The sequence below is a fragment of the Amycolatopsis pigmentata genome, from assembly GCF_042684065.1.
Lineage (GTDB): Bacteria > Actinomycetota > Actinomycetes > Mycobacteriales > Pseudonocardiaceae > Amycolatopsis_E > Amycolatopsis_E pigmentata.
This window is the reverse complement of sequence record NZ_JBHUKR010000029.1, coordinates 130,498-143,289: the sequence shown is the minus strand read 5'-3', so window position 1 is coordinate 143,289 and position 12,792 is coordinate 130,498. Positions and strand designations below refer to the sequence as shown.

The following is a 12,792-nucleotide window of genomic DNA, read 5'->3' as shown; positions in this document are numbered from 1 at the left end:
GCTACCGGCGTGCCTGGCCGTTGGCCACGGTGGCGGTGCCCGGCACGGCAGGAGCTCCCACGGGCACGGTGACCCGGTTCAGCACGGCACGGACCACGTCGGTGGCCGAGCGGCGGGCGGCATGGGCCTCGGTGGTCAGGACCAGCCGGTGCGCCAGCACGGGGACCGCGACGGCATGCAGATCGTCGGGCACGACGTAGTCGCGGCCGGACAGCGCGGCGTGCGCCCGCGCGGCCCGGACCAGTTGCAGGGTGGCCCGGGGCGAAGCGCCGAGCCGGATCTCGGGCACCTGCCGCGTGGCGGCCGCCAGTTCGACGGCGTAGCGGCGTACCTCCTGGGCCATGTGCACGCCCCGCGTCGCGCGAATCATGCGGTTCACCGTCGCGGCGTCGGACACCGGTTCGAGGTCCTTCAACGGGTTGTGGCCGGAGTGCTCGTCGACCATGGCCAGCTCGGCCTGCGCGTCGGGATAACCGATGGACACGCGGGCGGTGAACCGGTCGCGCTGGGCCTCGGGCAGGGCGTAGGTGCCTTCCATCTCGATCGGGTTCTGGGTGGCGATCACCATGAACGGGTCGTCGAGGCGGTAGGTCGAGGTGTCCACGGTGACCTGCTGCTCTTCCATGCACTCCAGCAGCGCGGACTGGGTCTTGGGCGAGGCGCGGTTGATCTCGTCGCCGACCACGATGTTGGCGAACACCGGGCCGGGCCGGAACTCGAAACCGCCGGTCTGCCGGTTGTAGATGGACACGCCGGTGACATCGCTGGGCAGCAGGTCCGGGGTGAACTGGATGCGGCTGACGGTGCAGTCGATGGATCTGGCCAGCGCCTTGGCCAACGAGGTCTTGCCGACGCCCGGCACGTCCTCGACGAGCAGATGGCCCTCCGCGAGAAGGGTGACCAGCGCGATCCGGACCACGTCGGGCTTGCCGACCAGCACCCGCTCCACGTTGCTGGCGATGCGCCGCATGGTCTCCTGCAGTTCGCCGAGGCTGTGACCGTGGTAAGCGCCGGTCACGCCCCCGGCCGGGCCCGACGTGTAGTACGGCGCCTGCCCGGTTACCTGCTCGCCCGCGTATTCACCGGGCGTCGCAGGCTGTGTCCTCGACGTCACTCGACCTCCTGGTGCTGAAGCCCTGTGCATGCATGCTTGTGGTGGGAGCGGACCGCGCGACCGTGTCCCTTCGGTGGCGCGGAAGACTCTCATGGCCGTATCCCGGCAGCGCCGACAACCCTCCAGCACCGCCCAGCCTGCCACCAAGTGTGTCAAACTCGTGCCAACCGCGGTGAGGAACCCGGGGTTTATCGTATGCTTCCGTCCGAAACCGGCCGGCTACTCCAAAGGTGCGAAGCGAACCGATGACCGAGGCCCCGACCCTGCCGGGCGTGGAGGCAGTGGGAAACCAGGCCGGCGTCGCCGTGCGGGCCCGGGTGGAGATGCCGTCACCGGTGGACTTCGACCCGGTCCGGACCATCCGGGACGCCGCCTCCAGCGGTAATCTTCTGGATCTGATCGAGCTGTCCGACGTGCTGTCGGCACGTCGCGACGAGGCCGGTATCCGCGAGGCCCTCTACCGGGATCTGGCCGAGCGCGGCCTGTCCACCGAGGGCGGTCCCGATCCGTCGCTGATGGCGGGACTGACCACGCTTTCCGAGGCGGACGTCTACGTCGAATGCGAGGGCTTGCCGGATCTGGCCCGGGACGGGGAAGTCCGCGCGGTGGCTGCGGCAGGCGGCAGGCGGGCGGTGCTCGTCGGCCATCCGGGTGAGACGCTCGGACTGTCGGGAATCCGCGAAACCGAGATCTGGACGGCGGTCGTGGGCCTCGTGCCGCCGCTGGAACCAGGCCCGGGACACGGTGTGACCCTGCCCGCGTCCGCCTTGCGCGCACTGGCTGAGGCCCCGGCGTACGGCCTGGGCAACGGCACGTCGGCCTATGGTGGGCAGATCCGTGAGGTAATGGCGATCCAGGCACGGCCCGTCCTGGGCGCCGGCCAGTTCTCGGTGCGGGTGCGCGAAAACGGACGGCTGCGCCGCACCGGTGGCGTCAGCTGGTTCGTCACCGATGCCGGCTCCTATCTCGGCTCGGTCGGCGCGGGCCGGGGCCGGGAGGACTGGGTGAGCGTGTCCCCGGCCGACCCCCAGCGGCTCGTGAAACGCCTGGCGGGGTTCCTGGAGTAGACCGGTTCTCCTCGCGCCCCCGGCAAGCCCCACCTTCCCCCACGATCACGGGCACGGACGCGCTTCCTGCCGGAAGCCGGGCGTGTGGAGCGATCATGCGACCGTTCCGTCTCCCCTGCGTGGGCGACGCTCCCCTCCCGTCCCCCACCCGTACCCACCGGCTTCCACCTGCGGAAACGCTGTGATGTTCGCCCGGAAGTGGGCGCGATTGGCGTTGACTGTGGTGAAAAGTGGGGTACGGTGGTGCGCAGTGGGGCGGCAGGGAGCCCCGTGGGAGGTGGGGCCGTGTTCCTCGGCACCCATACCCCGAAACTGGACGACAAGGGGCGGCTCACGCTGCCCGCGAAGTTTCGCGACGCGCTGGCAGGTGGGCTGATGGTCACCAAGGGGCAAGATCACTGCCTCTACGTGTTCCCACGGGCCGAGTTCGAACAGCTGGCGCGCAAGGTCGCCGAGGCTCCGTTCACCAACGAGGCGGTTCGCGCCTACCAGCGCTACCTGTTCGCGGGGACCGACGAGCAACGGCCCGACGGCCAGGGGCGGATCTCGATCGCGCCGGAACTCCGGCGCTACGCGGGGCTCAACAAGGAGTGCGTGGTGATCGGGGCGATCACCAGGCTCGAAATCTGGGATTCCCAGGCTTGGCAGTCCTATTTGGAGGAACACGAAGACAGCTACGCGCAGGCTCAGGAGGAGGTATTGCCGGGCGTCTTCTAGACGACCGGTCTGCGGGACCCACGTCGTCGGGGGACGCGGGTACCGGCATCGGGCGGGGACCGAACCGGATGTCGTGAGGCCTCTGTCCGCTCAGCGGCCCTGGTGCACCTTCCCCGGCACCAGGTTCGCAGCGGGCGGGCGGGGACCTGACGGCATCCGGCACCCCAGGGGATTGGGACTACAGGACACGATGACGGCACGACGGGTGGTCTGCTGACCGCGGCTCGGTCCGGCGGGCGGATCGCCGCGGTGGTGCGCTCATGGCCGGATCACACCGGCACCCGGCACTCTCGCGTGGAGGACGCGATGACGGCCCGGTGCACAGTCGCCGGTAAGGCCGGAAGGGGGTGGGATCGATGGCGGCGACCAAGCACGTCCCGGTGCTCCTCGAGCGGATCCTCGAGCTGTTCGCCCCCGTACTCGCCGACCGGCCCGCGGTGCTCGTGGACGCGACGGTCGGCCTCGGCGGCCATGCGGACGCACTCCTCTCGGCCCACCCACGGCTGGAGCTGATCGCGCTCGATCGTGATCCCGAGGCACTGGAGCGATCCGCGGAAAGGCTTGCGCGGCACGGGGACCGCGTACGGTTCGTGCACGCCGTGTACGACCGGCTGCCGGACGCGCTGACCGAATGTGGACTGTCCTCAGTGGACGGTGTGCTGTTCGACCTCGGCGTCTCGTCGATGCAGCTGGATCTCGCCGAGCGGGGATTCTCCTACGCCAGGGACGCGCCGCTGGACATGCGGATGGACCCCACCCGCGGGCTCACCGCCGCCGAGGTCCTCAACACCTATCCCGCCGCCGAACTGACCCGGATCCTGCGTGACTACGGCGAAGAACGGTTCGCGGCGAAGATCGCGAAGGCGATCGTGGCGGAGCGGGCGCGACAGCCCTTCGACCGCAGCGAACGGCTGGTGAAACTGCTCTACGAGGCGGTTCCCGCGGCCACCCGGCGTACCGGGGGGCATCCGGCGAAGCGCACGTTCCAGGCGCTGCGGATCGAAGTGAACGGCGAACTCGACGTCCTGCGCAGGGCGATCCCGGCGGCACTGCAGGCGTTGTCGCCCGGCGGGCGCATCGTCGTGGAGTCGTATCAGTCCCTCGAGGACCGGATCGTCAAGCAGGTGTTCGCGGAATGGGCCGCTTCCCGGACACCGCCGGGACTTCCGGTCGAGCTGCCGGGGCACGGGCCCCGGCTGAAGCTCCTCACGCGCGGCGCCGAAAAGGCGGGCCAGGCGGAGATCGACATCAACCCACGAGCCGCTTCGGTGCGGCTCCGTGCAGCGGAAAAGATCAAGGAGGCGGACGCATGATCGACAATTGCGAAGCCCCGGTCATACTGTTACCTCCGCGGCTTTGCGCGCCCCCGCGATCGTGTCGACAGGGCGCTCATTCCCGGTACGCGGCGGGTCGGGTGGACGGGCGCCCTGCCGCCCCGATGAGGGGGTCTGGGGGCTTGCCCCCAGTGGGGGTGTGGGGGCCGTGCCCCCGCGAAGCACCGGGCAAAGACGGCGCGCTCGGTGGTCACCCCGGCGGCCGCGGGTTGCCCCGAGGGGCGTCGATGCGTCCGGCCCGGGTGCGGGTGTCCCGCAAAACACAGGGTGGTGAGCTATGACGGCGCCCGCACGGACGCGGAGGAAGCCACAGCCGGACGGGGCCGCGGCGGCGCCGGTCACCGAGCGGCGGAGCGGGACGCGCCGCACCTTGGCCGCCGAACGCGCCTACGCGCGGCGGGCGCAGCGCGTCGAAGGAATCCGGCGCGCGGCGCGGGAGCCGGAGCGCACCGGCGGTTTCCGGCTGCGCTGGCCCCGGTCGCGCGCCTCCTTCGTGTTGATCGTGATGGTGCTGCTCGCGGCGGGCGTGGTGGTCACGCTGCTGCTGTCCACCCAGGCGATCGCCGATTCCTACCGCCTGGAGCAGATCCGCCAGGAGAACGCGAATCTCGCCGAACGATCCGAGCGGCTCCAGCAGGATGTCAACTCCGCGGGCTCGGCGTCCTCGCTGGCGGAGCGGGCCAAGGCGCTGGGCATGGTCCCCGCCGGTGACCCCGCCCACCTGGTGCGGAACCCGGACGGTTCGATCACGGTCGTCGGCGAGCCCGAAAAGGTCACCGCGCCCGAGACGGCCGCGCCGCCGCCCTCCTCCCCGCCGCCAGCGCCCGGAGCCCTGGTCGAGGGCGACGTGCCGCAAGGAGACCAGGCATCGTCCGCCCAGCCGGCGGGCCGTTGATGGCGGGCGGAAGGCCGTCGGCGCAGCGGCGCCGGAGTTATGCCGCGCAAGCCCGCCGTGTCGCCGGCAGGCCCAGCGTGGCGACCGGGAAGGGCCGCTATGTCGCGGTGCGGATGGTCCTGGTCGGCGTGCTGGTGGTGGCCGCGCTGAAACTGGTGGAAGTACAGGGTTTCCAGGCGGCGGCGCTGTCGGCGAAGGCGGAGAACCAGCGCACCACGACGATCACGGTGCCCGCGCAGCGCGGGTCCATTGTGGACCGTAATCGCGCGAAACTGGCGTTCAGCGTGGAAACCAGGGCGTTGTCGGTCAACCTGCGGGCGATGCGCAAGAGCTGGACCGACTACGCGCAACAGAACCCGTCGAAGGGACAGAACTTCGAAACCCGCGCCGCCTCGGCGGCGAAGTTCATCGCGGCCCGTCTGCCCGGCAAGCTCACCGAGCGGCAGTTGCTCGCCGACTTCCACAAGAACCAGGATTTCACCTACCTGGCAACGGGCGTGGAGCCTTCGGTGGCCGACCAGATCACCGCCGAGTATCCGGAAATCGGCATGGAGGTGCGCGCCGACCGCGAATATCCGGGCGGTTCCCTGGCCTCCAATGTGGTCGGCCTGGCGAACTGGCGCACCGACGACCCGGATGTGTCCAAGCACAGCCTGCACGGCATCGACGGTCTCGAACTCACCTTCGACGACGATCTCGCCGGCACGCCGGGACAGAAGATCGCGGACACCGCGCAGGGCAACGACAGCGTGGTCATCCCCGGGACCGAACGCGACGTCCGGCCGGCCACCGCCGGTGACGACCTGGTGCTGACGCTCGACTCCGACGTGCAGTACGTCCTGCAGAGCCAGCTGGCGGCCTACGTGGCGAAATCGCACGCCAAGGGCGGCCAGGCGGTGGTCATGGACGCCAAGACGGGGGAGATCTACGCGCTGGCCGACGACCGGACCTTCGATCCGAACGACAGCCACACCTACACCGACGATCTGATGAACGACAAGGCGGTGAGCATCCCCTTCGAGCCGGGGTCGGTGAGCAAGGTGGTCACCGCCACCGCGGTGCTCGACGCGGGTCTGGTGACGCCGGATTCGGTGCTGAAGGTTCCCGACTCCATCCCGGTGGCCGACCGGGTCGTGCACGACGCCTGGGAACACGATGTGCAGAACTATTCGGTCACCGGGGTCTTCGCCAAGTCGTCGAACGTGGGCACCCTGTTGCTGGCGCAACGGGTGGGGGCCGACCGCTGGATGTCGATGCTCGAGAAGTTCGGGATCGGCCAGAGCAGCGGACTCGGCCTGCCCGGGGAGAGCCGGGGTTACGTGCCCGCCCGTGACCGCTGGAGCGCCAGCACCTTCGGGAACCTCCCGATCGGCCAGGGCCTGTCCATGACCGTGGTGCAGATGGCGGGGATGTACCAGGCGATCGCCAACAACGGCCTGCGGGTGCAGCCGAGCATCATCAAGGAAGAGGTCAAGCCGGACGGGACGGTGCTTCCGCGACCGAAACCGAAAACCGTTCAGGTGGTCAGCCCGGCCACGGCCGAGACGGTGCGGAACATGCTGCGCGCTGTCACCCAGAAGGGGAAATCCGGCAACAGCGGCACCGCGCCGTCGGCCGCGCTGGAGGGCTATCAGATCTCGGGCAAGACCGGCACCGGTCAGCAGGTCGACCCGGCGACGGGCGCCTACAGCGCCACCCTGGCCAATATCACCTTCGCCGGCATCCTGCCCGCCGACAATCCGCGGTTCGTCGTGGGCATCCGGCTGGACGCGCCGGACACCACGCTGCCCGCCGGAGTTTCGGCAGGTCCACTGTTTCACGATATCGCGTCCTATTTGGCACAGCGCTACCAGATTCCGCTTTCCGACGGCCCGGCGCCCTTTGTCCCACTGGTCCTCCCCTGAGCGTGGAAACCCTTGTTCCACAAGGCTTTCCACAAGCGACGGTGTGACGTTCGCGGGTGTGGCACCAATCGCTTCTTTATCATGCGTGCGCACCCCCCGCCGACACGCCGTACCGCGTGGTGGCGGTGCATCGGCGCGTGGGTAACCTTCGGCCCGTGTCTGTCAACAAAGACGGGCCCGCCACCTCCGGGAGGCAGGTCCCGGACAACCCGGTGAAGCCGGCGGGCGCCCCGCCGCGACCGCGGCGTACCCGGCCGGTCCCGCTGACCACGCTGATCGCCCGCGCGGACGCGCGGTTGATCGCCGACGTGCACGACCCGGACCGGGCGGTGGCCGGTGCGACGCTGCGTGCCCAGCATGTGCTGCCCGGTGACCTGTTCGCCGCGCTGCCGGGGGCCCGCGCGCACGGCGCCGATTTCGCCGGCGACGCGATCTCCGCGGGCGCCGTGGCCGTGCTGACCGACGAAGAGGGCGCCCAGCGGCCCGCCTTGCGCGACGCCGGTGTACCGGTGCTGGTGCACCCCGACCCCCGTGGCGTGCTGGGTTCGGTCGCCGCCTGGATTTACGGCGAGCCTTCGCTGGAACTGGCCGTCCTCGGCGTGACCGGCACCTCGGGCAAGACGACCACTTCCTATCTCGTGGAGTCCGGCCTGCGCGCCGCCGGCTACACCACCGGCCTGATCGGCACGATCGAGACCCGGATCGCGGGCGAGCGGCTGAGCAGCGCGTTCACCACACCCGAGGCGCCCGATCTGCAGGCGCTGCTCGCGGTGATGGTCGAGTCGGGCGTCACGCACGTCCCGATGGAGGTCTCCAGTCACGCGCTCGCCCTCGGACGGGTGAACGGGACGCGCTTCGCCGTCGGCGCGTTCACCAACCTCTCCCAGGACCACCTCGACTTCCATCGCGACATGCAGGAGTACTTCGAAGCGAAGTCGCTGCTGTTCGACGGCCGCTCGACCACCGAGATCGTGGTGGTCGACAGCGCGTGGGGACAGGCACTGGTCACCCCGCACACCATCACGGTGTCGACCGAGCCCGGCACCAGCGCCCTCTGGACGGCGAACGACCTGGTCGCGAGCCCCACCGGTGAGCAGTCGTTCACGCTGCACGGTCCCGGCGGACGGAGCGCGCGGGCGAAGTTGCCGATGCCCGGCGAGTTCAACGTGGCGAACGCGCTGCTCGCGGCGGCGATCCTGGACAGCGTCGGAGTGGGCCTGGACGACATCGTGGCCGGGCTGGCCCTGGTCGAGGTGCCGGGCCGGATGGAGCGCGTCTATCTCGGCCAGGACTTCGCCGCGGTGGTCGACTACGCGCACAAGCCCGCGGCCGTCACCCAGGCGCTGGACGCGTTGCGTGCGCGCACCGACGGCCGGGTGATCACGGTCCTCGGCTGCGGCGGCGATCGTGACACCGGCAAACGGCCCCTGATGGGCGAGGCCGCTGCACGGCGCAGCGAAGTGCTCATCGTGACCGACGACAACCCCCGGTCGGAGGACCCGGACCAGATCCGGGCGGCGATGCTGACCGGGGCGCGTTCGGTAGGGCCCACGGGTGGCAAGGTGATCGAGATCGCCGACCGCCGCGCCGCGATCATGAAAGCGGTGGAGCTGGCGGGTCCCGGCGACGTGGTGCTCATCGCCGGCAAGGGGCACGAAACCGGACAGGAAGCGGCCGGAGTGGTCCATCCCTTCTCCGACCGCGACGAGCTGGAAGCGGCGATCCGGGAACGGCTCGACGAACCCTCAGGCACAGGAGTGAACGCTTGATCTCGCTAACCCTGGCGGAGGTCGCCGCCGTTGTCGGCGGGCGACTCCATGACACGGACGGCACACCGGTGATCACCGGCACCGTCGAGTTCGATTCCCGGCGCGTCGGCGCGGGTGGTCTGTTCGTGGCGCTGCCCGGCGCGAAGGTGGACGGGCATACCTTCGCCGCCAAGGCCGTCCAGGACGGCGCGGCAGGCGTGCTGGCCGCGCGCCCGGTCGGCGTGCCTGCCGTCGTGGTGCCGCCGTTGGCGCCAGGGCACGCGCACGAAGGAGCGTTCGCCCTCACCGCCGACAGCGACGGCTCGGGCGCCGCGGTGCTGGTCGCGCTGGCCAAGCTCGCCCGGCACGTGGTGACCGAACTGAGCCGCGGCGAGCTGACCGTCGTCGGGATCACCGGTTCCTCCGGCAAGACCACGACCAAGGACGTCATCGCCCAGCTCCTGGAGCCACTCGGTCCCACCGTCGCGCCGCCCGGCTCGTTCAACAACGAGCTCGGTCATCCGTGGACGGCGTTGCGTGCCGGCACCGGAACCCGGCACCTCGTGCTGGAAATGTCCGCTCGCGGGCCCGGTCACATCGCCGAACTGGCGGAGGTCGCGCCGCCCAAGATCGGGGTGGTGCTCAACGTGGGCACCGCGCACGTCGGCGAGTTCGGTTCCCGCGAAGCGATCGCGAAAGCCAAGGGCGAGCTGGTGGAGGCCCTTCCGGAGGACGGCGTGGCCGTGCTGAACCTCGACGACCCGCTGGTGGCCGCGATGGCGAGCCGCACCAAGGCGCGGGTGGTCGGGGTGGGGGAGAGCCCCGACGCGCAGGTCCGGGCCGAGGACGTCACGCTGGACGACCAGGCCAGGGCCTCGTTCACCCTGGTCACCCCGGACGGCCGGGCCCCGGTGACCCTCCCGCTGTACGGCGAGCACCAGGTGGGCAACGCGCTCTCCGCGGCCGCCGTCGCGCTCGAACTGGGCTCGACCGTCGCCGAGGTGGCGGAGCGGCTGTCCGCGCTGGAGCGCAGGTCGCTCCGTCGGATGGAGGTCACCACCCGGGCCGACGGACTGACCGTGCTCAACGACGCCTACAACGCCAACCCCGAATCCGTGCGCGCCGCGCTGAAGACGCTGGCGTCGATGAGCAAGGGGCGTGAGGGGACGAGGTCCTGGGCGGTCCTCGGCGTGATGGCCGAACTCGGTGAAGACAGCGTGTCCGCCCACGACGAGATCGGCCGCCTCGCGGTCCGTCTGGACATCGACCGGCTCGTGGTGGTCGGCGGTGCCGGATCGGCGGCGGCGCCGATGCATCATGGTGCCACCCAGGAAGGCTCGTGGGGTGAGGAATCGGTGCTGGTGCCCGACACCGGCGCCGCCATCGACCTGCTCCGGGCGGAGGTCCGGCCCGGTGACGTGGTGCTGGTGAAGGCGTCGAACGCCCTCGGGTTGTGGCGGGTGGCCGACGCCCTGCTGGCCGGGCAGGACGCCGGAACGGAAACAGAAGGCGGTGTCTCGTGATCAGTATCCTGATCGCCGCTTCGTTCGGGTTGGGCATCTCGATCCTGCTGACGCCCTACCTGATCCGGGTGTTCTCCCGCCAGGGTTTCGGGCAGGAGATCCGGGAGGAGGGCCCGCAGGGCCACAAGTCCAAGCGCGGTACCCCGACGATGGGCGGGGTGGCCATCATCGTCGCGCTGGTCATCGGCTACCTCGGCGCGCACCTGGTGACCTGGCAGCGGCCGTCGGCCTCCGGGCTGCTGGTCCTGTTCCTCGCCGTGGGCCTGGGCATCGTCGGGTTCCTGGACGACTTCATCAAGATCCGCAAGCAGCGCAACCTGGGGCTGAACAAGACCGCGAAGCTCGTCGGACAGCTCGTGGTGGCGGTGGCCTTCGGCATCCTGGTGATGAACTTCCCCAACCCGCAGCACCTGACCCCGGCCTCGCAGAACCTTTCCTACGTCCGCGACCTGACGCTGATCACCTTTCCCGCCGTGCTGTTCGTGGTGTTCTGCTACATCGTGATCTCCGGCTGGTCGAACGCGGTCAACTTCACCGACGGTCTCGACGGGCTCGCCGGTGGCGTGTCGGCGATGGTGCTGGCCACCTACGTCGTGATCGCGTTCTGGCAGGAGCGGCTGTCCTGCACGGTCACTCCGCAGGCCGCCTGCTACGACGTGCGCGACCCCCTCGACCTCGCGGTGCTCGCCGCGGCGGCGGCCAGCGCGTGCATCGGGTTCCTGTGGTGGAACGCGGCGCCCGCGAAGATCTTCATGGGCGACACCGGCTCCCTCGCCCTGGGCGGGATGGTCGCCGGCCTGTCCATCACCACCCGGACCGAACTGCTCGCGATCGTCATCGGCGGCCTGTTCATGGTCGAGATGATCTCGGTGGTGCTGCAGATCGCGGTGTTCAGGACCACCCGCAGGCGACTGTTCCGGATGGCGCCCTTCCACCATCACTTCGAGCTGGCGGGCTGGGCGGAGACGACGGTGATCATCCGCTTCTGGCTGCTCGCCGCCATCTGCTGCATGTTCGGGCTCGGCCTGTTCTACAGCGAGCAACTGGGCGCGGGAGTCTAGACGGTGTTCGCGGGACGTCGGGTTCTGGTGGCGGGAGCGGGCGTGACCGGCCTCTCCGTGGTCCCGGTGCTGACCGGGATGGGCGCCTTGGTCACGGTGACCGACGGCAACGCCGGGCGGCTCGCCGAGCTGGAGGGCTCCGGCGCCGAACTGGTGCCCGGCCTGACGGAGCCGCCCCCGGGCACGGACCTGGTGGTCACGAGCCCGGGCTGGCGGCCGGACGCACCGCTGCTCGTCGCCTCGGCCGCGGCCGGCGTCGAAGTGATCGGCGACGTGGAGCTGGCCTGGCGGCTCGGCCAGGCCAGGAGTCGTCCCCCGGTCTGGCTCGCGGTGACCGGCACCAACGGCAAGACGACCACGGTCGGGATGCTGGAGTCGATCCTGCGCGAGGCCGGGGCGAACGCGGTGGCCTGCGGCAACGTCGGGTTCGCGGTGCTGGAGGCGGTCGTCGCGGGCTACGAGGTGCTCGCGGTCGAGTTGTCCAGCTTCCAGTTGCACTGGTCGGTCTCGCTCGCGCCCCGGGCTTCGGTGGTGCTCAACCTCGCCGAGGACCACCTGGACTGGCACGGTTCGATGGAGGCGTACGCGGCGGACAAGGGCAAGATCTACCAGCGCTCGGCCACCGTGGTGCACAACGCCGACGACAGCTGGTCCGCCCGGCTGGCGGCCACGCACGCGACCGCGTCCGCGCGGCGGGTGGGATTCGGGCTCGGCGTCCCTCGTCCCGGTGAACTGGGGCTCGTGGAACCAGGCTCGGGGGAGGACCCTGCGCTGCTGGTGGACCGGGCCTTCGTCGCCGACCCGGCGAACGAGGCCGAGGAGTTGTGCACGGTGGCGGACGTGCGTCCGGCCGGTCCGCACAACGTGGCGAACGCGCTGGCCGCCGCCGCGCTGGCACGGTCCTACGGTGTGCCTGCCGAGGCGGTGGCGAAGGGCCTGCGTTCGTTCCGGCCGGCCCCGCACCGGGCTGTCGACGTGGGCGAACTCGACGGCGTCCGCTACATCGACGACTCGAAGGCCACCAACCCGCACGCGGCCGCGGGCTCGCTGCTCGCGCACCCGAACGTGGTGTGGATCGCCGGGGGACTGCTCAAGGGTGCCTCCGTGGACGACCTCGTGCGCACGGTCGCCGGTCGTCTGCGCGGGGTGGTCCTGCTGGGCACCGACGCGGGGGTGATCGCGGCGGCACTCGCGCGACACGCGCCGGATGTCCCCGTCCGGCACGTGCCCTCGGGCGACCATGAACCCATGCGTACCGTCGTCGACTTTGCCCGGGCACTGGCTCACCCCGGAGATGTCGTGCTGCTGGCGCCCGCCGCGGCCTCGATGGACATGTTCCGGAACCACGCCCACCGAGGAGATGCGTTCGCCGACGCGGTGAGGTCCCTCCCCCCAGGCACCCCATGAGACCGCGACGGGTACGGGAACT

Annotated in this window: 10 protein-coding genes; 9 read left to right on the top strand and 1 reads right to left on the bottom strand. The window is 70.6% G+C overall.

All coding sequences use genetic code 11. The annotated features are described in order from the left end of the window. Position 1 precedes the first annotated feature (1 nt). A complete protein-coding gene (locus ACFSXZ_RS40190) occupies positions 2-1,114 on the bottom strand; it encodes an AAA family ATPase (protein ID WP_378271699.1) in 1,113 nt (370 codons plus the stop codon). Positions 1,115-1,359: 245 nt separating this feature from the next. Between ACFSXZ_RS40190 and ACFSXZ_RS40185 the strand changes: the two genes are divergently transcribed. The 9 genes from ACFSXZ_RS40185 (at position 1,360) to murD (ending at position 12,770) form a co-directional block, all read left to right on the top strand. Then, positions 1,360-2,181, top strand: a complete 822-nt coding sequence (locus ACFSXZ_RS40185) for an ESX secretion-associated protein EspG (RefSeq protein ID WP_378271698.1) — start codon at positions 1,360-1,362, stop codon at positions 2,179-2,181. A 285-nt stretch (positions 2,182-2,466) separates the two neighbouring features. Beyond that, on the top strand, positions 2,467-2,898 hold the full coding sequence (mraZ, locus tag ACFSXZ_RS40180) for a division/cell wall cluster transcriptional repressor MraZ (protein WP_378271859.1): 432 nt from the start codon (positions 2,467-2,469) through the stop codon (positions 2,896-2,898). 356 nt (positions 2,899-3,254) lie between these two features. Further along, a complete protein-coding gene (gene rsmH, locus ACFSXZ_RS40175) occupies positions 3,255-4,211 on the top strand; it encodes a 16S rRNA (cytosine(1402)-N(4))-methyltransferase RsmH (protein ID WP_378271696.1) in 957 nt (318 codons plus the stop codon). Positions 4,212-4,509: 298 nt separating this feature from the next. Then, positions 4,510-5,127, top strand: coding sequence for a hypothetical protein (locus ACFSXZ_RS40170; protein WP_378271692.1), 618 nt, complete (start codon positions 4,510-4,512; stop codon positions 5,125-5,127). Continuing rightward, positions 5,127-7,031 (top strand): peptidoglycan D,D-transpeptidase FtsI family protein, encoded by a 1,905-nt coding sequence (locus tag ACFSXZ_RS40165; RefSeq protein ID WP_378271691.1) that lies wholly within the window; start codon positions 5,127-5,129, stop codon positions 7,029-7,031. The genes ACFSXZ_RS40170 and ACFSXZ_RS40165 overlap by 1 nt, the downstream gene beginning before the upstream one ends. 212 nt (positions 7,032-7,243) lie before the next feature. After that, entirely contained in the window at positions 7,244-8,800 is a 1,557-nt protein-coding gene (locus tag ACFSXZ_RS40160; RefSeq protein WP_378271857.1) for a UDP-N-acetylmuramoyl-L-alanyl-D-glutamate--2,6-diaminopimelate ligase, read from the top strand. After that, complete coding sequence (locus ACFSXZ_RS40155; RefSeq protein ID WP_378271689.1) at positions 8,797-10,302, top strand: UDP-N-acetylmuramoyl-tripeptide--D-alanyl-D-alanine ligase; 1,506 nt, start codon at positions 8,797-8,799, stop codon at positions 10,300-10,302. The genes ACFSXZ_RS40160 and ACFSXZ_RS40155 overlap by 4 nt, the downstream gene beginning before the upstream one ends. Further along, positions 10,299-11,363 carry a phospho-N-acetylmuramoyl-pentapeptide-transferase gene (mraY, locus tag ACFSXZ_RS40150; protein WP_378271688.1) on the top strand — a complete coding sequence of 355 codons (1,065 nt, stop codon included), beginning with the start codon at positions 10,299-10,301 and terminating at the stop codon, positions 11,361-11,363. Before ACFSXZ_RS40155 ends, mraY begins: the two co-directional genes overlap by 4 nt. 3 nt (positions 11,364-11,366) lie before the next feature. Further along, complete coding sequence (gene murD / locus ACFSXZ_RS40145; protein WP_378271687.1) at positions 11,367-12,770, top strand: UDP-N-acetylmuramoyl-L-alanine--D-glutamate ligase; 1,404 nt, start codon at positions 11,367-11,369, stop codon at positions 12,768-12,770. Positions 12,771-12,792 lie beyond the last annotated feature (22 nt).